Here is a 25535-nt window from a genome sequence, read left to right on the forward strand (position 1 = left end):
TATCTAGATGAGAGGCTCTGTTGGTACCGATCAGCTAATTTCTATCATCTTCGCGATAGGTTTTGCGATACTGTAGCGGCGTTAAACCAAATTTACGCTGAAATCTTTTGCTAAAGTAGCTCAAGTGATTGAAGCCAACGTGGTAGCAGATGGTTGAGATCGGCTCATCCGTTTCGATCAATAGGTTTTTGGCTTGAGACAATCGATAATCAATCAGATAGTTGATTGGGGTCAATGTCGTGTATTGCCGAAAAAGGGCGGTACAAGTACGTGTATTGATGGCAGCAGCTTTAGCGATCGCAGGAACCGTTAATGGTTCTTGATAATGCTCATGGACAAATGCCAGCATTAAGTAGATAGTTTCTTTCTTTGGTGAAGCAGGTCTTGCAGCCATTAGCTGTGAAAGGGCAGCTAAAAACAATTCATAGAGAGTAAATCGTTGTTCAATAAGCAGAGGCAGACGCACGGCTTGAACAAATGCTTGATGTTGGGCGGTTAAGGTTAAGCGCCGATAGCTGCGGGTGCGATCGTGGACTAATTGTTCGATCGCTTCTTTAAAAGCAGGGTCAGCAATAAAGCCTGAAGAAAAATCAAAGCAGCAATATCGGACGTTTTCTGAAGCTAAAACAGCACCATGGAGTACACGGCTATTAATAATGATCGCCTCATTCTTGCTTAGCAAAATTTGCTCGTCGTCTATCGTATACACGAAGCTACCTTCTTCGACCCATACAATTTGCAGCTCGTCGTGCCAATGCAATGGCAGCTGGTCGCCACGCTTTTGTTGCAAGCAACGCTGATAAATTGCAAAGGAGCGATTTGTAGTTGTATGTTTGGTCGTTTCTTCGTTTTCTTCTGTGCGTTCAAAGTACATACTGCACCACCTTTTTACAGAATAGTGTTAAAAACAATCAGGATATTGACAAAAGTTCACTATCTGATTCGGTATAATACTAACAAAGTAAAGTGAAAGACAAAAGGTGTTTTTATGAAAAAAACAGTTGGGATTGTTTATGCTTGTTCAGCAGCAGCTTTGTGGGCAGTTTCTGGCATCGCTGGACAAATTTTATTTACGAAATATAGTATTTCAGCAAATTGGCTCGTTTCAACACGATTGGTTCTTTCAGGGTGTTTGTTGCTAAGCATTGGGTTAAAGGATCGCGCCCGATTGATTTCCCCATTTCGTGAGAAAAAGGACTTCATTCAGCTGCTCTTGTTTTCTTTCTTAGGCATGTTTCTCGTTCAATTTACCTACTTTAAAACGATTGAGCAAAGCAATGCTTCGTTTGCAACGATTATTCAATATACTGGACCTTTCTTTGTTTTACTCTATGCTGCGATAGCCAAAAGGCAGTTCCCCTCTTTAAAGACATGTTTCTGGTTATTGGTAACCTTACTTGGCGTGACGGCTGTGGCATCAAAAGGACAGATTGAGCAATTAGCGAGTTCCCAATCTGCGCTAGGCTGGGGGTTAGCATCAGCGATATCACTAGCTTTTTATTCTATACAGCCGCGTAAACTCTTGCAAAAATATGGGAGTTTACCAATTGTCGGCTGGGGGATGTTGATTGGTGGAGGCTTGGCGAATGTGGTTCATCCAATGTGGCAGATTGATAGTCAACTGAACGTTCAAGTGATTCTTTATTTGCTGGTGGTCATTTTATTTGGAACAGCACTAGCGTATTTGATTTTTTTAACAAGTTTACGCTATTTATCCTCAACACTTGCAACAGTTTTAACAGCAGTTGAGCCACTGCTGGCTGCTTTCTTATCGATCATTGTTTTTCATGATCACTTCACAGTGGTGGAGCTAGTAGGATTTATGGCAGTTATAGGGAGCATCATGTGTTTACAAAAAAAATTGTGAAAAAGACGAGATTCGCCAAAATCGGTGAAGTCTCGTCTTTTTTATAAATCAACAGAAAAAGAAAACGCAGGAGTCTACGCTTTCTTTTTCTGTTCTTCTTTTTTCTTGTCTGTGGTCGGTACGGAATCTAGGGCTTTTTTGAAAATCTCTTCTTTTTTCGTTTTATAGTTATGTTGTCGTTCAGCATACACTTTTTCTTTCGTCTTTGTTTTCATACTCGGTCACCTCTTCCTTTTTTTAAGTATAGCATGATTTCACAAACTTATGCAAATTCTTAGTTTTCTCCTTGGTATTATAATCTTTCTCGTGAAATACATTGTGAAAATATTTCTTTTGGCAGAGATGTGGGACTTCTCTATTAAGAAATTCGCATGCGGTTGGAAGCGATGTAACAGGATCTCATCTTAGCGTCGATCACACAGCTGGAAGCAGTGTTCTTTTTGAAACAACTTTTTCACAGAATCCCTCGTGTAAAAAAGGAATGATAAATGGGTGGTTTTAGTATCGATTTTTGAAAAAGGGGATTTGGAAAGAAATGTTATTCAAATAACAGTCTTGTTTTTCAAAAAGTGGGTTTGTTTGCAAAAAAATTCCTGTTTTTATTCGCGATTTAAAATAACGTTGAATGAAATAGCGTTTTTCTGTGGTTTATAGAAATCTTTGTAAATAGAGTACCATTGAGCAACACCAAAGAGAAAGTGATCAAAAAGAATAACGCAGGAAAATAAATGACACGTTTTATTAAACGTAAAGTAAAAAAATACAAAACGAAAACAATATCAAAAAATATTAATTTTTGTTAAAATGGGGTACAGGGGGTGTTTTATTGGAATCTCGGAAAATCAAACGTAAGCGTTTAGTGAAACAAAAACGGTCCCTTTTCGTACAAAAAGGATTGGGTATCACAGCAGCGTTAGCATCAACATCAGGTGTCTTTACGTCTCTTGCTCATGCGACCGAAACGACGAACGCTTCGTCATCAACCAACACAACTGCTACTATTGCCAGATCGTCAGCTGAAACGGCGATCAATCGACAATTTAAAACAACAGCTTCACTGAATGTTCGTTCAAATGCTTCAACAAGTGCCTCTATCGTAAGTGGTGTAGGAGCAAATACAACAATCACTGCGGTGGCTCAAAAGAACGGTACCTCAGTGAATGGCAATACAACATGGTATAAGCTATCAACAGGTGGCTGGATCTCAGGGGCTTATGTGAAAAGCACCTCAGGCTCTTCTTCTGCCAATACAGGCTCGTCCAATTCGTCGTCTTCTTCATCGGAAAAAGCAATTTCGAAATCAGTGAAAACGACTACTGCATTGAACGTCCGTTCAAATGCAACGACAAGTTCTAGTGTCGTACGCGGTTTGAGCAGTAATGCGACAGTACAGGTCGTTGCACAAAAGAGTGGGACATCGGTGAATGGCACGACCACTTGGTACAAATTGTCCACAGGCGGTTGGATCACGGCAGCCTATGTCAAAGATGTTTCCAGTAGCTCCACAGGCAATAGTTCTTCTGGCGGCAATACAAGTGTTTCTGCAGAAACGGCTATCAACAAGAACGTGAAAACAACAGCGGCATTAAATGTTCGTTCGAGTGCGTCCACAAGCGGCAGTGTCGTTGGCAGCCTAAGCAACAGCACGACGGTGAAGGTCGTTGCCCAGAAAAATGGCACATCCGTTGGCGGCACCAATGTTTGGTACAAAGTATCGACCGGTGGCTGGATCACAGCGGCATATGTGCGTGATGTCACGTCTAGTTCTGGAAATACAAGTAATAACAATAATTCAAACACAGGTTCAAACAATACTGGCTCATCAAACGGCTCAAGCAATGCGAGTGAGCAAGCCATCAATAAGACGTTCCAAACAACTACTGGTATGAATGTCCGCTCAAATGCATCAACTTCTGCAAGTGTAGTCAGCAGTTTGGGCAGCAATGCGACCTTCAAAGCAGTTGCTCAAAAACAAGGCACGTCAGTCAATGGCAATACCACTTGGTATAAGTTATCAACGGGTGGCTGGGTATCTGCAGCATATGTCAAAGAAGTCAGTGCAACGACTCATGGCAACAATAACAACGCAGGCAATACCAATGTTCCAATGAGCGTTGATGGAGCAGCGATCGTTGCAGAAGCTAGAAAACATATCGGCACTCCTTATCAATGGGGAGGCAAAGGACCAGATGTCTTCGACTGTTCTGGGTTTACACGCTACGTCTTCTTAAAAGTGACGGGCAAAAACATCGGTGATTGGACAGTCCCACAAGAAAGCGCAGGGACGATCATTCCTGTCTCGCAAGCACAAGCTGGCGACTTGCTGTTCTGGGGTCAAAAAGGGAATACCTACCACGTAGCGATCGCTACAAGTAATACAAGCTATATCCATGCGCCAAGCACGGGTTATACAGTCACCGAAGCACAATCAGGCTTTTCGACTGCTAGCTTCGCTCTACGTGTGAAATAAATATTTCATTGAAAAGGCAAAGGGTTTGTCCTTTGTTAGAAACGCCCCTAAGAAAGCTGCAATCAGTTTTCTTAGGGGCGCTTTTTGTGCTGGGCGCAGATCTTCTAAAATATGGGACATTGCCCTTGTTTTTTTTTGACAAAAAGGCCGATTTGTCAAAATATCTTGTTTTTACTAGTACAAATTTTTGTCAAAAAAAATAGTTACTGATACCATAAAAACGTACCAATATTAGGAGGGATCTACATGAGATATACGAACGGAAATTACGAAGCTTTTGCAAGAAGCAGAAAACCGAAAGATGTCGAAAAGAAAGAAGCCTATATTGTTGGTGGGGGATTAGCAGGACTTGCTGCGGCAGTCTTCTTGATCCGTGACGGCCATATGGCGGGTGAGAAAATCCACGTCCTTGAAGAACTTTCTTTATCAGGCGGTTCATTAGACGGAAAATTCATTCCCCATGATGGATTTGTGACCCGCGGCGGTCGCGAAATGGAAAATCATTTTGAGTGCCTGTGGGATCTATTTCGCTCGATTCCATCCTTGGAGGTGGAAGATGCTTCGGTGCTAGATGAGTTTTACTGGTTGGATCACGATGATCCAAATTCGTCTAACTGTCGGATCATCCACAATCGCGGTCAACGAGCAGCAGATGATGGAGAATTTACGTTGTCTGCTACAGCACAAAAAGAATTGACCCAATTATTTATGACTTCAGAAGATCAATTGATCGGGAAAAAAATCGAAGATGTTTTTGGCGAAGAATTTTTTGAATCCAATTTTTGGCTATACTGGTGTACGATGTTCGCCTTTGAAAAATGGCATTCGGCGATTGAAATGCGTCGCTATGTGTTGCGTTTTGTACATCATATCGATGGCTTGCCTGATTTTACCGCGTTAAAATTTACCCGTTACAACCAATATGAGTCATTGGTCAAACCACTACTTGCTTATTTGGAAGAACAAGGAGTCGACTTCCAATATGAATGCACAGTCAGCAATATCGATGTTCGGATCGTGGGCGAGGAAAAAGTTGCTCAAAAACTTGTGCTAGAAAAAGCGGGGGCAATCGAAGAAATTCCTTTGTCAGAAGATGACTTGGTCTTTGTTACAAACGGATCGATCACTGAAAGTTCCACGCAAGGGGACCATTATACTCCAGCGCCTATCTCAAAAGCACCTGGTGGCAGCTGGCGTTTATGGAAAAACTTGGCGGCGCAATCGCCTGAGTTTGGTCATCCAGAAGTCTTTTATGAAAACTTACCTGAAGAAAGCTGGTTTGTTTCGGCAACTGTTACTTGGCAGAATTTTGATGTGGAACCTTATTTAGAAAAATTGACCCATCGCAAGTTACGAACAGGCAGAATCGTCACTGGCGGGATCATCACCATCAAAGATTCCAATTGGATGATGAGCTTTGCGACCCATCGCCAACCGCACTTTAAAGAACAAAAAGACCAACAAACGATCACATGGGTGTATGGCTTGTTGTCAAATACGCCAGGAAACTACATCAAAAAACCAATTGAACAATGTTCTGGACAAGAAATCGTGCAAGAACTGCTTTACCATTTAGGCGTGCCGGAAGCAGAAATCCAACGCATTTCAAAAGAATCAAGTGTGGCAGTTCCAGTCTACATGCCGTTTATCACTTCCTACTTCATGCTGCGTGAACCAGGGGATCGGCCATTAGTTATTCCAAATGGCTCCAAAAACTTAGCCTTTATCGGTAATTTCGCAGAGACTGAACGAGACACTGTATTTACAACAGAATATTCCGTTCGGACCGCCATGGAGGCTGTTTATCAGCTATTAGATGTGGAACGCGGGGTGCCGGAAGTGTTTGCTTCCGCTTATGATCTACGTACTTTGGCCAAAGCTGTCTATTATCTGACCGATAAGAAAAAAATCACGGAAATGGAGCTGCCGTTTATCGAACGGAAACTCTTGGAAGGCTTCGTTAAGAAAACCGAACATACCTACATTGGCGATCTGTTGAAAGAAAACCATTTGATTTAAATAAAGCGCAACGACAACGAGGCGAAAGAAACTGCTCGTGGTCGTTGCGTTTTTTCATTTACTTTTTAGTGTTGTTTGAACGAATCCTTATTCCTCAGATAAAATCCGTACTTGGATCTCTGTCAAATAAGCTTGCTCGTTGCTAAGGGTCGTTTCGTGGATCGATCGTTCATAGAAGTAGTCATCGATTTGCCATTGGTGCGTCGCAATCAGCTGCTTGAGTTTTTGATAGAACTGCTTCAATCCTTCGTCATCCCCCTGATAAATGGTGGTTAAGTAGCAACCTGCCGGTTTCACGAAGGAAGCTCGTTGTGGTTCTTCTTGCTGCACATAAACGTAGTCGATGTCTTGCGTATCGTCTTTGTTCGTCCGAATCATAAAACCATATTCGTTATTCGAGAAAAGATAAGGCTGTGCCATCAAAAGGTCGTAGGCTTGGGTGATCATCTCTGGGATGGAGCTACCGTTTAATCTAGGACTAAGGGAGAAATATTCCTCTGGCTGTTCCTTTAAGGTGAAGGGGGAAGTTTTTTCTGCAGCCAGGCGCAAATCCGCCGCTTTTCGTTCGATGATTTTTTTGATGTTGATCAACTGCTGAATTTTTTCATCAATGGTTTGCCGCTTGGCTTCCAATAAGTTTCTCATGGTCTCGGCATCCCCCTGCAACGCTGTTTGGATCTCTTTTAAGGGCATCGATAATTCTTTCAATGACAGGATCAATCCAAGATCCAAAAGTTGATCAAGGGAATAATACCGATACCCATTCTCGTCTTTGCTGTTTGGTTGAAATAGCCCAATCTCGTCATAATAGTGGAGTGTCCGAGGATTGATCCGCGCTAAGCGTGCCATTTCCGATACTTTTAATTTGGTTTTCATGGCGTTCCTCCTTGACTTTACAGTTACTGTAAACTTTATACTAAGGATAGTCAACTACTGGGAGGAAGATAGAATGAATAAACAAGTAACATATCGACCATTTAAACGAGAAGATCTGCCTGCGCTTGTGCAAGTAATTATTGATAGCTGGAACTACGACAAGCAATTTGACAAGAAGACCGCCAAGCACTTTGCTCACGTCTTTTTGTGTTATGAACTTGCCCGTGCGACCTATTCACGTGTGGCTCTTTTAAATGGTGAAGCTGTCGGTATCTTATTAGCAGACAGTAAAAGAGAGAAGAAGCTTCATCCAATGCACTATTGGGGGAAAACGATTTGGCATGCTGGCTGCTTACTGCTTACGAAAGAAGGGAGAAACACGCTGTTGCATTATGCCAAAGAGGTGGCTGAGTTAAATCAAGCGATGTTGAAAGACTTACAAACTCCTTTTCAGACCGAAGTTGGTTTGTTTGCCGTTAGTCCCAAAACACAAGGATTGGGTGTAGGCAAGCAGCTCTTTACTTCCTTTTTAGCGATGGTCCAGCAGGAAAAAACGGCTCCGTTTTTCCTTTATACCGATACCACCTGTAATTACGGTTTTTATGAGCATATGGGCTTGAAGCGGGCAGCAGCTGTGAAACGCTGGATCAAAAAGCCAATCAAGAAGGAAATCGAGTTTTATATCTATACTTCCTAAGAGTGCAGCGACGCACTCTTTTTTCATTGGCTAGTATGGTAAACTGGAAGCAAAGAAGGTCAAGGAAGCTGTTTTCGTTTTATGGAAACGGCGCTTATTTTGGTCGAAAGCGATGGATCGATCCGCTTTCGTAAAAAGGATGGGGAATGGGAAAGGATGGTTTATTTGGAAAAAAAGCAGATAGGGTTTATTTTAAGTGATATTGATGGGACGATCTTGAATCATAAGCATCAAATCGATCTGGATTTGATTGAAGAAATCAAACGATTGAAGCAGCAAGCGATTCCTTTTGTTTTGGCTTCCGCTCGCTCCCCGAAAGGAATGCTACCGATAGCTCAAGAATTAGGGATAGAAGACTGGCCCTTGGCTTGTTACAACGGTGCCCTGATTGGAGGGTACGATCAAAAGGGCACACTGGTACCGATTTTCAGTCATGAGGTCAAAAAAGCAGAAGCAAAAACTTTGGTTGCGCGCATCAAAGCTGATTTTCCTGGTGTTTCCATCAATGTCTACTCTGGTGATCAGTGGTATTGCGAAAGAGTGGACCAATGGGCACTAGCAGAAGCGGCGATCACCAAAGAGACTCCTGTAGAAACTTTATTAGAACAACTGTTGGCACAAGAAGCTTTTGAGGTTCATAAGTTTCTTTTGATCGGCACAACGGCAGAAATCCAAGCGCTTCATGCTGCCTGCCAGAACGCTGGATTTTTAGAAAGCGCCTTTTACTTATCCAAAGAGAATTATTTGGAAGTCACTCATCAAGCTGTGGGAAAAGATAAGGCGCTAAATGAATTGGCGGCCTATTTTCAAGTGCCGCTGGCGCAAACCTTAGCGATCGGCGATAATTTTAACGACCTGCCAATGATTGCTTCAGCTGGTATTGGTGTTGCGATGGAGAATGCGCCCGAATTGGTCAAAGCAAAAGCTGATTTTGTGACGGCTAGCAATACAGATCATGGGGTTACTGATGCGTTGCGACGATTTGTCACAGAATAGATAAAAAAACTAGGTTTTTTGAACAAATTGATTGACTTTCATTTCTACTCTCCTTAAACTTTTAGCTATACCTAAAAAGGTAAGTGTTTGTTGGAAAGAAGGAGAAAAATGAATAAGAAGATCGAGAAGACATTGACCAAATTTGCCGAGCCGTTGGGGCTCTCCGTTGATACTTCCACTGGGGTGATTTATGGAACGTATCATAGTTATAAACTTTTTTTAGTTCAAGAGAATAACAATAGTTATTCTCTAGTGGCTCACTTTTCACTTAGCAAAGATGGCGAACTTCCCAACCAAGAAGAAGTCAAAGAAGTTTTAAGTGAGTCAAAAGAGATCATCGACTGTGTGATCCAAGGATATCAAGTTGCCTATACATTACGCGGAGCGATGACTGCAGGGAAAACTGTGGACAAGTTACGTACTGCGTTGGACCAGTTGACGAATTTTTTGAAGACGAAAGGCTTCCAAAATGCTTGTACCTTCTGCGGCGCGGTCACTGAGCCGGTTTCGCTGTATGCTATTGGCGGCGCTCCCGTCATTGCCTGTGAAGCTTGCTTTAAGAAACAACAAGAAGCAGTCCTTGCGCAAGAACGGGAAAAAGGGCAGAAAAAAGAAAATTGGTTAGCTGGAACCATGGGTGCGTTTCTTGGCTCACTGATTGGTGCCGGCGCAATTATTTTATTAGGACAACTGGGGTATGTTGCTGCATTGTCTGGGATCGCGATGGCGATCTGTGCCATCAAAGGGTATGAATTATTAGGTGGAAAACTCAGCACAAAAGGTATTATTAGTAGTATTATCGTCATGATCATCATGGTCTATGTCGGGAATCGTATTGACTGGTCGATCAGTGTAGCGAATTATTACACGGACGTTGATGTCTTCTATGCTTTCCGTATTTTACCTGATTTGATTCGTGAAGGGTATTTGGAAGCGAGTCAATATTACGGGAACTTAGGTCTGGTCTATCTCTTTACGGCGATTGGGGCGGTGCCAACTATTATCGCTGCGGTACGAGATGGTAAAGTGACGCGTCAAAGCTACAAAATGGAGTAATCCACTTTTCTATCCAAAGATAAAAAAACACAAAGCGAGATCTTGTTCGCTTTGTGTTTTTTGTTTTTGTGTCATAAATAATAACATGTAGTGTTAATATAAAAAATAAATAATAATAAAATGAGAAAAATAGCTTGCTTTTATAATTAATATTTATTAAAATCTTATTTACATTCAGATTTTTGTAATAATTCTGAAAATTTTGGATTTTCATAAGGGGTAGGTAAGATGAAGAAAAAATGGGGATATGGTGTCGTCGCTGTTTGTGGAATCGTATTAGCAGGTTGCTCAACAGGAGGGACATCAAGTACAGGTGAAAGTTCAAGTGGTAGTGGGACAGCAGCTGCCGAACAAATTTTTAATGTTGTGGTTCAACAAGAAATGCCGAGTGCCGATCTATCCTTAGCCACCGATACGATCAGTTTCAGTGCTTTAAATAATGTGTATGAAGGGTTGTACCGCTTAGATGCTGATAGTAAGCCCGAACCAGCAGGTGCCGCCGAATTAGCGGAAGTCAGTGAAGATGGTCTGACCTATAAATTGAAACTACGAGAAGATGCCAAATGGTCAAATGGAGAACCAGTAACAGCAGCGGATTATGTCTTTGGCTGGCAACGCACCGTAAGTGCGGAAACAGGTTCTGAATATGCGTACTTATTTGCGCCCGTAACCAATGCCGAAGCGATAACAGCAGGTGAAAAAGATGCCTCAGAATTGGGGATCAAAGCAGTCGGTGACTATGAATTAGAAATCACGCTGACGACTCCTACACCATACTTCCAATACTTATTGGCATTCCCATCCTTCTTCCCACAAAGCCAAGCAGTCGTAGAAGACAATGGCGATCAATATGCTTCAACAAGCGACAATGCTGTTTACAATGGACCGTTTGTGTTAGCTGGCTTTGATGGTCCAGGAACCGATACAGAATGGTCATATGAAAAGAACGACCAATATTGGGATAAAGAGACGGTGAAACTTGATACGATCAATGTCAGTGTCGTAAAAGAATCATCGACCTCCTTGAATCTATTCCAGGATGGGCAAGCGGACGACGTCATCTTAACAGGAGAATTGGCACAGCAAATGGCCAATGATGAAGCATTTGTGTCAGAACCATTAGCCCGTACTTCCTATATTGAGTTGAATCAGCGAGAAGAAGATTCGCCATTCCGCAATGAGGATCTACGTAAAGCAATCTCTTATGCCATCGATCGTGATGCATTAGTGACATCGATTTTAGGTGATGGTTCATTGGCTTCCACAGGATTGATACCAAAAGGAATGACCTTTAACCCAACTGATAATACTGATTTTGTCGATGAAGCGGAAAGTGTCATTGAATACGATCAAGAAAAAGCCAAAGAACATTGGGAAAAAGCCAAAGAGGCTTTGGGAATCGATTCTTTAAGTTTTGAAATTTTGGCCTCTGACACAGACTCAACCAAAAAAGCCATTGAATATATTCAAAGTGCGATTCAAGATACGCTTGATGGGGTGAAAGTTAGCCTAAGTCCCGTACCTTTCTCCGTTCGCCTTGATCGTTCAAACTCAGGTGATTTTGATGTCGTTATGGGTGGCTGGGGTGCTGACTATGCGGATGCCAGCAGTTTTACTGATTTGTTTGTTACCGATAATTCTTACAACCGCGGTCGTTGGACAAGCGAGGAGTACGATGCAGCAGTGAAATCATCTGCCACGACAAATGCTGGCAATCCCGATGCCCGCTGGCAAGATTTGTTGGATGCAGAGAAAATCATTATGGATCAACAAGGGGTTATCCCTGTGTACCAAAACGTTGAAGCTCATTTACGTGCACCAAAAGTAAAAGGGGTCGTTTCTCACGGTGCCGGTGCGCAATACGATTACAAGTGGGCAGTTATTGAAGAATAAGCGTCTAAAGAAGAAGCTGGTTTTGCGTAAGCAAACCAGTTTTTTTCTTGTGCTTTGTTCTTACTTACACAATGTTAGTAATGAGAGCGGATGCAATTGTTTATAAAAAAACAAAAAAAGTTGGCAAGGGATCAATGATCAACTTGCCAACCTCGTTTTTTGTTCATCTATTTCACAGAAATCCAGTGAAAGATTATTCGCTAACTGTTACGTCGCCTGTTACAGAAGCGCCATCTTCGTCAAGTGTTGCTGAATCTTGGAATTCTTTTGAAGTGAATGTTACGTTACCTTCAACTTTTGCACCGTTCAATACAAAGCCGTTAGCATTCACTTCAACGTCACCTTTGATTACACCGTGAACGATGTTGAAGTTTTCTGAGTTAACGATCAATTTAGGAACAGTTACTGTGTATTCAGCTGTTACGTTGCGGTCTTCATCTTGTGAGTACAATGCAAATTTACGGTAGATATCAGCAGAGTCGTCACCTTTGTCGTGGAATTCGCCATCAACGGTTACATCGTTATCAAATGTCATGTCAGCAGTTACAGCAACGATCCAGTTACCATCTGCGCTCAATGCTTTTTCGATCACTGAAGTTTGGTCACTGATAGAAGCAGTTGAAACAACGTCATCTGATGATTCAGTTGATGCAGCAGTTGAAGCTGCTGTTGATGATGATGAGCTTGCAGCTGTATCGTTATCTGAACTACATGCAGCTAAAAGAGTGCCTCCCATAAGCAATGATGCAGCGATTAAAGTGATTTTAGTTTTTTTCATGTTTCCTTCTCCTTTGTATTCCCATAGTTTTCTTAAAAACAAAATGATTATACCATACCGAAGTGAAGTTTGTGAAACAAAAAACATAAATGAGGAGAAATTTAATAAATAGCAGCCTAGGATTAAAAAAATTTCAAATTCACAGATGGGAGAGATAGGAAAATTTCTGTAGGTTAAAAAAATCGTAGGTGGTTTATTGACAAAGATTAATGCTAAAATTTGAAGGAAGCTATGGTCTGAAAAAGAGGGGGGGAAAGAATGAGTAAAGCTGAGTTTATTGTGGAGGATTTATTAAGCAAAATCTATCAAAAGAAGAGCAAACCCTCCCAAAAAATTCTTTCAGAAAGAAATCTCGCGGAAAAATATGAAGTATCGCGAAATACTGTTAGAAAAGCGTTAAAAAAATTGATCGATATAGGTGTTTTGGAAGCTGTCCCTAAAAAAGGTTATCTAATCAAGAAGACAAAAGTAAACCCAAGCTTGATCTACAGCTCGGTAACTGAAAAAAAGTCGAATCAAATAGAATCAAAAGTCCTTTTATTAAAAGAACGAGAAATGACAAAAAGAGAAGCGAATATCTTTGATGCCCAATTGATTGGATCTGTTTGGGAATTGAAGCGTCTACGCATTCTTGATCAAAAGGTAACGGAGATCCAAGAGTCGATTTTTCCTAAAAAAGTATTTCCTTATTTTGATGAAGAGATGGGGAAAGGTTCGATTCAGAAACTATTGATTGATGCTGGTTATTATATCTCTCATAGTTTGACGAGTTTTGAAGCTGTAAATCTCTCGGAGCAAGATGCGCAAGTCTTTCATCTTAAAAAAAATAGTGCTGCAATGAAAGTCACCAGCCGAACGATTACTACTGAGGGACTGATTGTTGAGTTAACTTCAAGAATTGCTGTAGATTATAAAGGGACTTTCCGTTTGCCATTTAATAAAGAAACCTTCGATTTTCGACATCAACAAGATAAACTTCATGATTTTTGATTTTTCTGGTACTTTTTATAGATGGATTTCTATCTTTAAAAGGTACCAGATTTTTTGTGAAACCTTTTTAAATCAAAAATTGTAAGCCTTTTTATAAAATTGTGCTTTTCTTTTTCTATGATAAATTTTAGCTATCAAGAAAGAGGAGTGATAGTTATGAGCAAAGGATTTCCCGACAAGTTTTTATTTGGCGGAGCCATTGCAGCAAACCAAGCGGAAGGAGCCTACCAAGAGGGGTTCAAGGGATTGGGAATCTGCGACATTTTACCGGTGGGGAAAGATCGATTACTGACGATTGATCCTCAGTTAAAAAAAGATCACTATTATCCTTCCCACAAGGCAATCGATTTTTATCATCATGTTGAAGAAGACATTGCTTTGTTAAAAGAAATGGGTCTACAATGCTTTCGTTTTTCAATCAACTGGGCGCGACTTTTTCCACGTGGCGATGAGAAAGAAGCGAATCAAGAAGGAATAGACTTTTACCATCGCTTGATTGATGGACTAATAGCTGCCAAGATCGAACCAATCGTGACCATCTCTCATTATGAAACACCATTATTCTTGGCGACAGAATACGGTGGCTGGAAAAATCGGCAACTGATTTCTTTTTTTCTTAATTATTGTGAGCTGATTTTTTCAGAATATGGTAAAAAGGTCACTTATTGGATGAGCTTTAATGAAATCAATAATATTGTAAAAATTCCGTGGTTTGCGGGCGCTTTAAGAACTGAGGAAGACGAAAATCCTGCACAAGCGCAATATCAAGCAGCTCATCATATGTTCGTTGCCCATTCTTTAGCAAACAAATCATTGAAGAAGATAAATCCTAAAGCAAAAATGGGCTGTATGCTTTCACTTAGTGGTGTGTACCCTGATACACCCAATCCGAAAGATATATTTGGTAGTTATGAGTTTCGCAGAAAATCTTTGTTTTTTTCAGACGTGATGATCCGAGGTGCCTATCCAGCATATTCTAAACGATTATTTGAAGAGTTATCTATCAATCTTGAAATAGAAAAAGGCGATTTAGAAACGATTCAATCCTATACGAGTGACTATTTAGCATTCAGTTACTACTTAACGACAGTCTACTCTCATGATTTAAAGATGAAGACGGGAACTGGCGGTCCACAAGGGAAAAAAAATCCCTATTTAGAAACTTCGCCTTGGGGCTGGCAAATTGATCCTTTGGGATTGCGGTATGTATGTAACGAATTGTATGATCGCTATCAAATTCCATTAATGATTGCTGAAAATGGCCTCGGCATGGAAGATCACATAGACGCTAATGGCAAGATTATTGATAAAGAACGCCAAAACTATTTAAGAGATCATTTGCTTGCCTTATCTGAAGCCATCCATGATGGCTGTGAAATCCTTGCTTATACGTGGTGGGGGATCATAGATATTGTAAGTGCAGGCACAGGAGAAATGAATAAAAGATACGGTTTTATCCACGTAGATGTTGATAATGAAGGAAACGGAACATTTGAGCGTCGCAAGAAAGACAGCTTTGCGTATTACAAAAAAATAATCGAACAAAATAAAAATCTAGCTGATATGTAGGAGGGGAAATCATGTCTTTTTTTGATTCTTTTGCGAATAAAATCGGCCACACTGCCGAAGCGATCAATCAGAATAAATATCTTTACAGTATTAAAACAGCCTTTACCGTTTATATGCCATTTATTATTGTTGGCTCGTTCGCAACTTTATTTAACACCATTCTTTGTTCTGAAGAAGTCGGTTTGGCGCAATTTGCAGCTTTTTCTTTTTTAAGCGCTATCGGTCCAGCTTTTACAGCAATTAATTATGCAACTATGTCGACGATGAGTATTGCCATTGCCTTTTTGATTGGGAAAATTATTGGGCAAAGAAATGGTGTGGATGAAAACTATAGTGCGTTAGTAGCAGTCGTTTCATTTTTGACGATCGTGCCACAAACGATCGTAACAGTGGTGGAAGGAATGGAGGACATTTTAACCAGTGGTATTGCAACAACAAGTATCAATGCACAAGGCTTGTTTGTAGCGATGCTAATTGCTATTCTTTCAGTGGAACTTTTTTCTTGGTTAATGAAAAAAGAAAAATTGAAAATCCGAATGCCAGAAAGCGTACCAAGCGGAATTGCTCGGTCTTTTAATTCTTTGATACCAGTACTACTCGTTCTTCTAGTATTTTCAATTATTAGTACCGTTATTTTCAATTGGACGGGCAATTATTTAAGTGACATTATCTATAATACATTGCAAGTACCGATGCAAAAAGTGATGCAAAACGGTCCTGTTGGAATCATTTTATTAGCTTTTGCTTCAGCCATTTTTTGGGTCTTTGGTCTGCATGGCAATATGGTGATCATGCCTATCTTAAGTCCATTGGCGTTAGCAGGTCTTGCAGACAATATTGCGCAAGTTCAAGCAGGAGAAGCTGCTACAAATCCGTTGACCATGACATTCTTTCGAGTATATGTGGTAATGGGTGGGGCTGGAGTGACGATTGCCTTGATTCTCTCTTTACTGGTTTTTTCAAAAAGAGAAGATCAAAAACTCATTTCAAAACTAGCTTTGATTCCTGGGATTTTCGGTATCAATGAACCGCTAGTCTATGGATTACCAATCGTTATGAATCCAATTTTTGCGATTCCATTTATCCTTTCGCAATTGATGGCTACCGTTGTTGCTTACATTGCTACAGTGACCCAGATTATTCCAGCAGCTAGTGTGGAAGTGCCGTTTGGATTGCCCTTATTTGTCAATGCTTTTGTAGGTTATCAAAGTTTTGCGGCCATTTTGGTTCAAGTAGTTATTTTGGTGCTAGCCTTTTTGATCTATACTCCATTTGTTTTAGCTTCGAACCGTATGAGAGGTAGCGAAACGGACAATAAATAAGCAGATTTTTCCTATAAAAAACAAACACACGTCCAGTCATGTGAGCGGAGGCTTCTTTCCACTATCGGCTGTGCGTGTGTTTTTTTTGCTACATTCGCTTTCGATCAGTCAACTGCTTGAACCTCGATACGATCAAATCCATGATGAACTGATACATAAAGGCATGGGGCTGCATCGATATCATCAGTGCTTCGACCTCACAAATGTCGAAACGTTATGGCTTTATCTATGTTGACCAAGACGATGAAGGCAATGGCACAAAGAAACGCATCAAGAAAGCGTCATTTGATTGGTACAAAAAAGTAATTGCTTCAAACGGCGCAACTCTTTGATTTTTGATTCTTCCAGATAAAGCAATTGCTAGGCTTAATCATAAGGTTTCTTAACAATTTCGCTTTTTATCAAGAAAAAAGCCCAACTTTATTTGCTATTTTATTTTAACCGTGCTATGATGAATAGGTAAAGTTCTGATATGTTAATACTTGTTTATCTTTTCTATTGATACACACTTCAATTACACATCATTTTCTATTACAAACAAATAAACACAGTCGATGTGTAATATGGAGGTATACGTTTATGAATAACGGTACAGTAAAATGGTTTAATGCAGATAAAGGTTTTGGATTTATTACAGGTGAAGACGGCAATGATGTATTTGCTCACTTCTCAGCTATCCAAGGCGACGGCTTCAAAACTTTAGAAGAAGGTCAAGCAGTGACTTTCGACGTTGAAGAAGGCCAACGTGGCTTACAAGCAACAAACATCGTTAAAGGTTAATTGACGTTAACAAGCGAGAATCCATTGGGTTCTCGCTTTTTTTGGTTTTATTTTATATAAATATTGAAAAGGATCGGGTTTTGATGACCTGCTACAAGAGAATAGTTGCAGGTTTTGAGTGCCTGACATGGTAAATAGCACATCTTTGCTTTCAATAGTCAACTAGCCCTAAGCGTTGCGTTAATCTTACCCATGATTTCTCATTCGATGATAAGCGTATCAAAAGAGGAAAAGAGAAAGAGGGCACTATACCGTATTCAATAAATAAATGCCGTTCAAAGTAAATGAAAAAGTGATTGAATAGGTTTAGTAACATCGCTATCAATAAAAGCAATGATCGCTCGTGATTCAAATGGCATGTCTCATTTGAATGGAATAAAGAAACAGGTACAATGGAAAATGCCACGATTCAATATATGGTCCCCCGTACTTATACAAGAGTAATTGATGTGAAAGATCGATAATTCTTATTCATTTCATCGATATTGTCTTGAATCAATTGTAAAAGTAGAATATATTGATACAAATTAGCTGCTTTTTTTATTGCAGATGGGAACAAAGATGATTACCTATCGAGGGGGGGATTTATATGAAGCCAAAAGAAATACTTTGCCAATGGGTTGATGCGTTTAATCAGGCAGATGTAGAAAGTATTTCAGAATTATATGATGACAATGCAATCAATCATCAGGTTGCCAATGAACCAGTTATTGGAAAAGAAGCGATAAAGCAGATGTTTGAGCAAGATTTTTCTAACGCAAAAATGGTTTGTATCGTGGAGAATATTTTTGAAGATGGACAATGGGCAATTTTAGAGTGGCGTGACCCTTTAGGTTTGAGAGGCTGCGGTTTTTTTCAAATAGTAAATGATAAAATTTTATTTCAAAGAGGCTACTGGGATAAATTATCTTTCTTAAAACAGCACGACTTGCCTATTGAATAAAAGGATTTCCTTTATACGAATGGTTAGCAGATATGCATGACAGGAAGGTTAATCGCTTCACTTAAAATTTTTAAAGGGCAACACTGTATGAAAACAAAGCTTTTTGTTTAAGTAATGTTTAAGAATAAGTACGTTTTCTTCCATTTGCACTATGTCTCATGGTATAGTTATTGATAAGCGACAAATATTTTTGTACCACACGTTACTTGTTTTGAAGAAATTTATTCAAACCTGGCGTAACTTCAGAGTTACAAGGATACAATAGAGGTTAGGGATTGTATCGTTTAAATGAGAAATAAATAATAGTAGTAATAGTATGCTGCACTTTCAAAGAATAAATATTGACTCGTCAGATAGCCTTCTCGTTTACCCAAACGAGAGGGCTATCGTTCATTAGAAAAGAAAAAGTGTCTTTTTCCTAAAAGAAAGGAAGAAGACACTTTTTGGCTTTATTCTGCTGTGAGGGGGATCGTCAGCTTGCGATCATCGGTTTGATCGTCCAGCATTGAATCGACATATTGCTTCAAAAAGTAAGAATAGGTCGCTAACCACTGATACTCCTCGGAATCTTTGATGGCAGCTATTTTCTCGGCTGAGTAAGTATCATTGCCAGTAAAAAGGGCAGTGTTCAGCTTCGTGACAAACGTGCAAAGTTGTGTGATCTGGGCATCTGACAGTTCAGACACGGCGGACAATTGGTCGCGGACCAGTTGGTCGGTATCATTTTCAAAAACACTTTTCTGGTAGTTTTGATAGTCCAGCAACTGTTCATCAGTTTGCTTCGTTTCAGCCGCCCAAGCATCGAGATCAATTTGACGAGCTTCATAGTCGATTTCCTTTTCAGAAAGAGAAAGGACACCGTAGCCTAATTCTGCTGTTGAATAAGACCCAGTGACTGCTTCATAAAGCGAATCATTCCCTTCGTTAATGTCTTGAATGTGGATATGACCAGAGAAAACGGCTGGCACGTTGAAACGGTCCAACAAAGCGACAGTTTCGGAGGCATTGTCGAGAACATAACCGTCTTGTAACAACTCATTATGACTGAACAAGTTATGGTGTAAAAAGACCAGTGGTACTTGCTCTGCTTCTTTTGTCAGGGTTAATTGCTCATCCAACCAAGTTAGAGTAGCTGGTTTCAACTCACCATTCGTTGTAGGATCATCCCAATTAACCTCAGAATCGTAGATACATGAATCGAGCAAAAAGAGGCGATACTTGTCATTTAACTGAATGCTGTAGCTAAGGGAAGACTTGTCGATACTGTTGGCTTTTTCGTAACCTTCAGCAAAAATCGTTTGAAAATCCTCAGGACTGATTTGATCGGCATAGTATTCCTTTTCACCTTTAAATGCTCGCGCCCAACCATTGTAAATCTCGTGGTTGCCAGGTAATGCGAAAACCATAATGTCAGCTTCTTGCAATGGTGCAAGCAATCTTGCCAACTCTTGAGCACTTGCTTTCTCGCCATTGAGCGTCATATCACCAGTCAAAATAATTCCCGTGGGTTTCTCTTTTAAGGCTTGAGCGGTGAAGGCCTCGATTGATTGTTCTTGATACGTCATCTCTTTGCCAGCAGCTCCTTGTGTGAAGGTCTGAAAGGCTGCGCCATTATCATGAAGCGTGGAGGAAAGAAAATGAATATCACTTAAGAGCCAAAACTCACTGTTGCTTGCCTGTTGCAATGGAGTATCGGCTTCATGCACCTTACGAAATTGAAAGAATAACAGGAAACAGGTGACTAAAAGTGTAAGAAGTGCCAATGGCCAAAACCATTTTTTGTGTGTACGAATCGCGATTCCCTCCTCGCTTGTTTTATTTATTATAGAAAGGAATAGGGATCTTGTCACATAAATGGTCTTTTTTTGAATGATTTCTTGTTTTCATAATTTTTCTTTTAAGATAATTCAAAAAAAACTATAAGTGCTATTAATTAGGTGTTTTTATGGGATAAAAATAACTAAAATGGAAAGAACGTCACTTTTTGAAAATGAAAAGAAAACGTGGTGACTTATTCAGAAACATTGATTTAACGGTCTTTAATTGTCCTGTTATTTATCGCTGAGATAAAGGGAGTGTTAGATTGAAACATTTTTGTAACATTTCCTTTATCTGTGTGTCATATCATTATGGTAGAATTCATTTGTCGTTAAATCGAACATTAAACTTTCTTAGACAAAATTAAGTTTTTATAAAGGCAGTTCATCTGTCAAATCAACCAGCTAGTCGGAGGAAAAACGAGTGAAGAATAGTTTGTTATCAGCATTAATGGTGTGTTCACTAACATTAACCGCAGTTGCAGCACCTGCATTAGCATTTGCAGATTCCATTGATGATCAAATCGAGCAGCAAGACCAAAAAATCAATTCTCTTAAAGGTCAGCAAGCTGACGCCCAATCACAGATCGATTCTCTAGAAGCAGAAATTGAAACAGTGAGTGCAAAAGTTGCTTCATTAGAAGCAAAACAAGTTGAGTTAGGTCAAGAAGCTGAGAAATTGCAAGACAAAATCGCAACATTGAAATTGCGTATTGCCAAACGTGAAGAAGCAATCCAAAAGCAAGCCCGTGATGTACAAGTTAACGGTCAAAGCACCAATTTCATTGATGCTGTTTTAGAAGCAGACTCTTTAACGGATGTTATCGGTCGCGTACAAGCGATGACAACGATCGTCAATGCGAACAATGATTTAGTTGAACAACAAAAACAAGACAAACAAGATGTTGAAGACAAAGTCAAAGAAAACGAAAGCAAGATCCAAGAAGTTGCTGCAAACCAAGCAGAACTTAGCCAACAAAAAGATGCCATTGCAGCAAAACAAGCTGATTTAAATGTCTTGAAAGCAAACTTAGCAGCTGAACAAGCAACTGCTGAAAAAGACAAAGATGCATTGAACAAGAAAAAACAAGAAGCAGAAGCTGAAAAAGCCCGTGTCTTGAAAGAACAACAAGAAGCTGCTGCTGCTCAAAAAGCAGAAGAGGAAAGACAAGCTGCTGCTTTGAAAGAAGCGCAAGAAGCTGCTGCTCAATCAACGGAAAGCACAACAGAGAACACAACTGCTTCTACTGAAACAGCAACAAGTAGTTCTTCAAGCAACATAAGCTCAAGCAGCAATACCAGCAGTTCTAACAGCTCAAGTTCATCGAACGCAGGCTCTTCAAACACTGGTTCAAGCAATTCAAGTTCAAATAACTCAGGTTCAAACTCTTCATCAAACAATAATTCTACCGGAAGTACTTCTACTGGCGGCGGAAAAGATCATTCAAGCTCAGGGAACATGTATGCTTGGGGTCAATGTACTTGGTACGTGAAAAGCCGTGCTCCTTGGGTAGGTACTTACTGGGGAAATGGTGCACAATGGGGTGCGTCAGCTGCAGCTGATGGGTACACTGTCAATGGTACACCAGCAGCCGGTGCCGTTGTAGTCTTTGCCGCTGGTCAATCAGTTGGTGGTGAATGGACTGCTGATCCAACTTATGGACACGTAGCCTATGTTGAATCATACAACCCATCAAACAATACGATCACGATCTCTCAAGGCGGAATGGGCTTTGACAGTCCTGGTGGACCAAACACTGCAACAATGAGCGCATCTGGATATACTTACATCCATCGCTAATCAAATCAAAAGCAAAGCATCAACGCAATCGCGTTGATGCTTTTTTATTTGATCGATAGCTTTTTCACTTCTTGATCAGTTAGGTGAGAGAACTACCTAGAGAGACAAGACAGGATTCTTTCAAATCTCATCAAGATTCTATAGAAAGTAGGAGGTTTCTCGTTTTACTATTCAAGGAGTGAGAAACGGCGAAAAGGTTCCTTTTGAAGTTACCACCAGTTCTTCCATTGCCCGAGAAATCGCCGTATAGAGAATCCGTCGATCTTGATCGGTATGATAATTTTCTTCTGAGACATCATATAATAGGACCTGCTTAAATTCCAATCCTTTGGCAAGATGAATCGGTAAAACCGTTCCATGAAATGACACGGCCTGTTTATCGAAGAACTGTTTGAGCTCCTCACTGGATCGACTATCTTTGGTGATGATCGTTACTGGCTGCTTAAGTTCCTTTACTATGTCTACTAACGCAACGTCAGTCAGATTGGCATAAAACTGTGGCAACTTTCCTTCTGGTCGAACGGCAGAGATGTTTAAATTGGTTTCTTTTGGCAGCATTTGGGCAAATAACCGTGTGATTGCACCGCTAGACCGATAACTCGTAGTCAGCTGATACGTTTCGAGGGATTTCGCCTGTTGTTGAAACAACGTTTGGATTTCTGATACGGTGATGGCACTAGTAAAGATCGCCTGTTGCTGATCCCCCACGAGGGTAAAAGCGGTCATAGGAAAAAGACATAATAGAAACTGAATTTGTGCTGGCGTATAATCTTGGACTTCATCAATAAACAGATAGCGCAACGCAGGGACAGGTTGTTTTTCGGCAAGCAAATGACGAATCAGCAATAGACAAACAGTATAATCCAAACTAGCTGTTGTTGGCGTCAAAGTGATCTGTCCATGAGTAAAATAGTCGGCACTGTCTGCTAACAATCGTTTCGTATCAAACCAAGTAAGGTCGTTGATTTGTTTCGTAACTTTTGCATATTTTTTCTTCAGGAGGCGAAGGGCTGCTTTCTGAATCGTTTTTTCTGAATCATCTTTTAAAACTGTCCCTAAAAGGGATCGTTGCTCGTCTTCAGTCAAAGAACGAACTTGGTCGTGAACATTCGCTGCTAAGGCATTTTTTTGCAATCGATCCTCCCAAGCGTAAGCCAATTTCTTTTTGACAGCTTGGATGCGATCGCGCAAGGGTGCCTGTTTCGGTGTCTCTTGGAAGAAAGTCTCGATCGTTTCTTCAGAAAAAAGGACGACGTTTTTTCTTTTGATTGGTTTAAAATGAAGCACAAGTTCTTCTGGCAGCTGTTTGCTCAAGGATTGAAGAAAGTGACTGAAGTCCGCACTGCGCAAAAGGTCGATTGCTTCACAGGGGGCTTGCTGGATGCGGTCAAAATACGCCGCTTCCGATTCTAAGTCAACGCTAGGAAATGCTTGGCAAAACTGCCGCATGGTCAGCGTCAATGGATTTTTTTCACCGAGGGAAGGCAGCACTTGCGAAATATAATCAATAAACCGAGAGTTCGGAGAGAGGATCAAGACATTCTCTGCGGTCATCTCATCACGAAAATGGTACAGCAAAAAGGCGATCCGCTGCATGACAGCAGAAGTTTTTCCGCTTCCAGCAACACCGTTGACCAGTAGGTTTTTATGCGCTAAGTCACGGATGATGACGTTTTGTTCGTGTTGGATCGAAGCAGTGATATCTTGCATTTTTTGACTATTATTGGCTTCAAGGGCTGCCAGTAACACTTCATCTTGAATCGCGACTGAGGTATCAAAGGCTTGCTTCATGTGATCTTTTTCGATAATAAATTGTCGGCGATGTTCAAGAGCAGCAGAAATCGTCTGATTGTTCACTTGATAAGAGACCGGGCCCAAGCGTTTTGCATAGAACAATTCGGCAATAGGGGAGCGCCAATCATAGATCAGCCCTTCCTTATTTTCATTAACAAAACCATTGATCCCAATGTAAAAATCTTCTATCATTTCCTCATCTTCAAATTGTAGGGAGATTTTACCAAAGTAGGGACTATCCAGTAGACGGTCGATGGCAGCTAATTCACATTCAGCAGATTGAAGAGCGGCGTTCATTTGGTCGATCTCACGGTTCTTACTTTCGATGGCAGCAAAAGTATCTAAACGGTCAGCAAAACTATCAAAGTTTAAGCGAATCTCTTCGCCGATGCTTTGCATCGCAAGGCGATCTTTTTTTCTGCCTTCAGTCAAGAAGCTGTTCAACACTGTCTTTCGTGTCAGCAATTGCTGGTACGTGTCTGCGAGATGCTTCTTTTCAGCCTTTAGGTCGTTCATTCAGACTCACATCCATTCTCCAAAGTATCTCAATTATACGAGCATCCACCAAAAATACTAGTCTATTTTTTTGACTCTGGATGCGGTATAATAATAGTGGGAAGAGGCAGCTGATTGTTCCAATGTCATGGGAGCAAGCAGAATGCGTCTATTTTTTTGTTTTAAAAATGAGAAAAAGGGTCATTGCTTGTGTTTTTGAAGGTGCTGTTTATACTGAATATAGAGAAAAATACAAAGCGAAAAATCGTTGAGGGAGTGTCAGCATGTCCAAACTATTGTCACCAGTGAAGCTAGCGAATTTAACATTGGCCAACCGCGTCGTTATGTCGCCGATGTGTATGTATGAAGTAAAAAAAGAAGACGGTGTTGCGGAGCCCTTTCATTTTGTTCACTATGGGGCGCGAGCATTAAGCAAAGTCGGCTTGATCATTATTGAAGCGACTGCCGTTGAACCAGACGGACGAATCACAAACAATGATCTAGGGCTATGGAATGAAGAACAGCAAACAGAGCTGACGAAATTGGTGGAACTGCTGCATGGGTTCGATGCGCAAGTAGGCATCCAACTAAGCCATGCAGGACGAAAAGCAGTTGATGCCAGCAATCCTTTGGCACCAAGTGCCGTTGCCTTTAACGAACGCTACCCGTTACCGTCAGAAATGACCCTGTCGGACATCAAACGGGTGCAAGATAGTTTTGTTCAGGCTGCCCAACGAGCAGCCAATGCGGGTGTCACGATGATCGAACTTCATGGGGCTCATGGCTACTTGATGGACCAATTTCTTTCGCCTTTCGTCAATCAACGCACCGACCAGTATGGTGGTTCTTTAGAGAATCGCTATCGCTTTGTAAAAGAAACGGTACAAGCAGTTCGGGCAGTCTTTTCTGGGTCCTTGTGGATGCGCTTGTCACTGACAGACTATGAAGAACCAGGACGCCAAAATTCGTTGGAAGATTGGCAGCAAGTAGCCCAATGGCTTCAAGCGGATGGCATTGCTTGTCTTGACTGTTCCACAGGTGGAGTGGTGGATAAAAAGCCTAATATTCCGATCTATGATGGCTACCAAGTGCCCTTTGCTGCAGCTATCAAGCAAGTGGTCGATATTCCCGTAGCAGCAGTCGGTTTATTGGATAATCCTGATCTTTGCGAATATCTTTTGCAAACCAATCAAGTGGATTTGGTTTTACAAGGCCGCGCATTGATCAGAAATGTCAACTGGTTGGCAGATGCAGCGGCTAAACTTCACGATAAGTCCTTTCAAGCGTACAATGATTCCTATCAACGTGGGGTGAAGCGTTGATATATTTGATAAAAAAATCTCCTAGAAGAAAATTCTTCTTAGGCGATTTT

At 40.8% G+C, this 25535-nt stretch carries 20 protein-coding genes and 1 pseudogene; 15 read left to right on the forward strand and 6 right to left on the reverse strand.

The features are described 5' to 3' along the window. Window positions 1-34: 34 nt before the first annotated feature. A complete protein-coding gene (locus IGI84_RS03815; RefSeq protein WP_430600781.1) occupies window positions 35-874 on the reverse strand; it encodes a helix-turn-helix domain-containing protein in 840 nt (279 codons plus the stop codon). Between the two features lie 114 nt (window positions 875-988). Here IGI84_RS03815 and IGI84_RS03820 point away from each other — a divergent pair, with 114 nt between their 5' ends. Further along, entirely contained in the window at window positions 989-1867 is an 879-nt protein-coding gene (locus IGI84_RS03820) for a DMT family transporter (RefSeq protein WP_430600782.1), read from the forward strand. A gap of 74 nt (window positions 1868-1941) precedes the next feature. Here the strand turns inward: IGI84_RS03820 and IGI84_RS03825 are convergent, their stop codons facing one another. Beyond that, on the reverse strand, window positions 1942-2082 hold the full coding sequence (locus IGI84_RS03825; RefSeq protein WP_005237363.1) for a hypothetical protein: 141 nt from the start codon (window positions 2080-2082) through the stop codon (window positions 1942-1944). A 611-nt stretch (window positions 2083-2693) separates the two neighbouring features. Between IGI84_RS03825 and IGI84_RS03830 the strand changes: the two genes are divergently transcribed. Together IGI84_RS03830 and IGI84_RS03835 are read left to right on the forward strand one after the other, a co-directional pair. Further along, window positions 2694-4337: an SH3 domain-containing protein gene (locus IGI84_RS03830; protein WP_430600783.1), complete on the forward strand. Its 1644-nt coding sequence runs from the start codon at window positions 2694-2696 to the stop codon at window positions 4335-4337. Window positions 4338-4583: 246 nt separating this feature from the next. Next, the gene (locus IGI84_RS03835) at window positions 4584-6356 is read left to right on the forward strand and encodes an oleate hydratase (protein ID WP_008377255.1); all 1773 of its coding nucleotides are present in this window, start codon (window positions 4584-4586) and stop codon (window positions 6354-6356) included. An 87-nt stretch (window positions 6357-6443) separates the two neighbouring features. On the opposite strand, the gene IGI84_RS03840 is transcribed toward IGI84_RS03835, so the two are convergent. Further along, complete coding sequence (locus IGI84_RS03840; RefSeq protein ID WP_430600784.1) at window positions 6444-7232, reverse strand: MerR family transcriptional regulator; 789 nt, start codon at window positions 7230-7232, stop codon at window positions 6444-6446. A 73-nt stretch (window positions 7233-7305) separates the two neighbouring features. Here IGI84_RS03840 and IGI84_RS03845 point away from each other — a divergent pair, with 73 nt between their 5' ends. From IGI84_RS03845 to IGI84_RS03860, 4 genes are all read left to right on the forward strand, one after another. After that, the gene (locus IGI84_RS03845) at window positions 7306-7929 is read left to right on the forward strand and encodes a GNAT family N-acetyltransferase (protein WP_430600785.1); all 624 of its coding nucleotides are present in this window, start codon (window positions 7306-7308) and stop codon (window positions 7927-7929) included. Window positions 7930-8085: 156 nt separating this feature from the next. Next, entirely contained in the window at window positions 8086-8925 is an 840-nt protein-coding gene (locus tag IGI84_RS03850; protein ID WP_430600955.1) for a Cof-type HAD-IIB family hydrolase, read from the forward strand. A gap of 108 nt (window positions 8926-9033) precedes the next feature. Then, window positions 9034-9981 carry a hypothetical protein gene (locus IGI84_RS03855; RefSeq protein WP_430600787.1) on the forward strand — a complete coding sequence of 316 codons (948 nt, stop codon included), beginning with the start codon at window positions 9034-9036 and terminating at the stop codon, window positions 9979-9981. 228 nt (window positions 9982-10209) lie between these two features. Next, window positions 10210-11874 (forward strand): peptide ABC transporter substrate-binding protein, encoded by a 1665-nt coding sequence (locus tag IGI84_RS03860; RefSeq protein WP_081118380.1) that lies wholly within the window; start codon window positions 10210-10212, stop codon window positions 11872-11874. Window positions 11875-12067: 193 nt separating this feature from the next. Here the strand turns inward: IGI84_RS03860 and IGI84_RS03865 are convergent, their stop codons facing one another. Continuing rightward, window positions 12068-12652: a polymer-forming cytoskeletal protein gene (locus IGI84_RS03865; RefSeq protein WP_086293139.1), complete on the reverse strand. Its 585-nt coding sequence runs from the start codon at window positions 12650-12652 to the stop codon at window positions 12068-12070. A gap of 258 nt (window positions 12653-12910) precedes the next feature. Between IGI84_RS03865 and IGI84_RS03870 the strand changes: the two genes are divergently transcribed. From IGI84_RS03870 to IGI84_RS03895, 6 genes and pseudogenes are all read left to right on the forward strand, one after another. Then, window positions 12911-13642: a GntR family transcriptional regulator gene (locus IGI84_RS03870; RefSeq protein ID WP_123834646.1), complete on the forward strand. Its 732-nt coding sequence runs from the start codon at window positions 12911-12913 to the stop codon at window positions 13640-13642. 156 nt (window positions 13643-13798) lie between these two features. Beyond that, window positions 13799-15211: a glycoside hydrolase family 1 protein gene (locus tag IGI84_RS03875; protein ID WP_430600789.1), complete on the forward strand. Its 1413-nt coding sequence runs from the start codon at window positions 13799-13801 to the stop codon at window positions 15209-15211. Between the two features lie 11 nt (window positions 15212-15222). Then, entirely contained in the window at window positions 15223-16533 is a 1311-nt protein-coding gene (locus tag IGI84_RS03880) for a PTS transporter subunit EIIC (RefSeq protein WP_220426627.1), read from the forward strand. A gap of 161 nt (window positions 16534-16694) precedes the next feature. After that, a pseudogene (locus IGI84_RS03885) lies at window positions 16695-16865 on the forward strand (family 1 glycosylhydrolase); the annotation flags it as partial. A 247-nt stretch (window positions 16866-17112) separates the two neighbouring features. After that, window positions 17113-17313: a cold-shock protein gene (locus tag IGI84_RS03890; protein WP_005225331.1), complete on the forward strand. Its 201-nt coding sequence runs from the start codon at window positions 17113-17115 to the stop codon at window positions 17311-17313. Between the two features lie 589 nt (window positions 17314-17902). Next, a complete protein-coding gene (locus IGI84_RS03895; RefSeq protein ID WP_081118384.1) occupies window positions 17903-18256 on the forward strand; it encodes a nuclear transport factor 2 family protein in 354 nt (117 codons plus the stop codon). Between the two features lie 449 nt (window positions 18257-18705). On the opposite strand, the gene IGI84_RS03900 is transcribed toward IGI84_RS03895, so the two are convergent. Continuing rightward, window positions 18706-20106 carry a metallophosphoesterase gene (locus tag IGI84_RS03900; protein WP_430600790.1) on the reverse strand — a complete coding sequence of 467 codons (1401 nt, stop codon included), beginning with the start codon at window positions 20104-20106 and terminating at the stop codon, window positions 18706-18708. Between the two features lie 391 nt (window positions 20107-20497). On the opposite strand from IGI84_RS03900, the gene IGI84_RS03905 reads away from it, so the two are divergent. Further along, a complete protein-coding gene (locus IGI84_RS03905) occupies window positions 20498-21874 on the forward strand; it encodes a PcsB-like coiled-coil domain-containing protein (RefSeq protein WP_220426625.1) in 1377 nt (458 codons plus the stop codon). A gap of 171 nt (window positions 21875-22045) precedes the next feature. Here IGI84_RS03905 and IGI84_RS03910 read toward each other — a convergent pair whose 3' ends face one another. Beyond that, window positions 22046-24184 carry a HelD family protein gene (locus IGI84_RS03910; RefSeq protein WP_430600791.1) on the reverse strand — a complete coding sequence of 713 codons (2139 nt, stop codon included), beginning with the start codon at window positions 24182-24184 and terminating at the stop codon, window positions 22046-22048. Between the two features lie 263 nt (window positions 24185-24447). Here IGI84_RS03910 and IGI84_RS03915 point away from each other — a divergent pair, with 263 nt between their 5' ends. Then, complete coding sequence (locus IGI84_RS03915) at window positions 24448-25485, forward strand: NADH:flavin oxidoreductase/NADH oxidase (protein ID WP_430600792.1); 1038 nt, start codon at window positions 24448-24450, stop codon at window positions 25483-25485. Window positions 25486-25535 lie beyond the last annotated feature (50 nt).

The sequence above is a fragment of the Enterococcus sp. DIV0008 genome, from assembly GCF_050542615.1.
Classification (GTDB): domain Bacteria; phylum Bacillota; class Bacilli; order Lactobacillales; family Enterococcaceae; genus Enterococcus_D; species Enterococcus_D innesii.

Coding starts and splice junctions, on each gene's coding strand:
- IGI84_RS03875 (WP_430600789.1), top strand. CDS start 13,799: ATGAGCAAAGGATTTCCCGACAAGTTTTTATTTGGCGGAGCCATTGCA.
- IGI84_RS03870 (WP_123834646.1), top strand. CDS start 12,911: ATGAGTAAAGCTGAGTTTATTGTGGAGGATTTATTAAGCAAAATCTAT.
- IGI84_RS03815 (WP_430600781.1), bottom strand. CDS start 874: ATGTACTTTGAACGCACAGAAGAAAACGAAGAAACGACCAAACATACA.
- IGI84_RS03825 (WP_005237363.1), bottom strand. CDS start 2,082: ATGAAAACAAAGACGAAAGAAAAAGTGTATGCTGAACGACAACATAAC.
- IGI84_RS03865 (WP_086293139.1), bottom strand. CDS start 12,652: ATGAAAAAAACTAAAATCACTTTAATCGCTGCATCATTGCTTATGGGA.
- IGI84_RS03835 (WP_008377255.1), top strand. CDS start 4,584: ATGAGATATACGAACGGAAATTACGAAGCTTTTGCAAGAAGCAGAAAA.
- IGI84_RS03820 (WP_430600782.1), top strand. CDS start 989: ATGAAAAAAACAGTTGGGATTGTTTATGCTTGTTCAGCAGCAGCTTTG.
- IGI84_RS03855 (WP_430600787.1), top strand. CDS start 9,034: ATGAATAAGAAGATCGAGAAGACATTGACCAAATTTGCCGAGCCGTTG.
- IGI84_RS03840 (WP_430600784.1), bottom strand. CDS start 7,232: ATGAAAACCAAATTAAAAGTATCGGAAATGGCACGCTTAGCGCGGATC.
- IGI84_RS03850 (WP_430600955.1), top strand. CDS start 8,086: ATGGTTTATTTGGAAAAAAAGCAGATAGGGTTTATTTTAAGTGATATT.
- IGI84_RS03910 (WP_430600791.1), bottom strand. CDS start 24,184: ATGAACGACCTAAAGGCTGAAAAGAAGCATCTCGCAGACACGTACCAG.
- IGI84_RS03895 (WP_081118384.1), top strand. CDS start 17,903: ATGAAGCCAAAAGAAATACTTTGCCAATGGGTTGATGCGTTTAATCAG.
- IGI84_RS03890 (WP_005225331.1), top strand. CDS start 17,113: ATGAATAACGGTACAGTAAAATGGTTTAATGCAGATAAAGGTTTTGGA.
- IGI84_RS03860 (WP_081118380.1), top strand. CDS start 10,210: ATGAAGAAAAAATGGGGATATGGTGTCGTCGCTGTTTGTGGAATCGTA.
- IGI84_RS03880 (WP_220426627.1), top strand. CDS start 15,223: ATGTCTTTTTTTGATTCTTTTGCGAATAAAATCGGCCACACTGCCGAA.
- IGI84_RS03915 (WP_430600792.1), top strand. CDS start 24,448: ATGTCCAAACTATTGTCACCAGTGAAGCTAGCGAATTTAACATTGGCC.
- IGI84_RS03845 (WP_430600785.1), top strand. CDS start 7,306: ATGAATAAACAAGTAACATATCGACCATTTAAACGAGAAGATCTGCCT.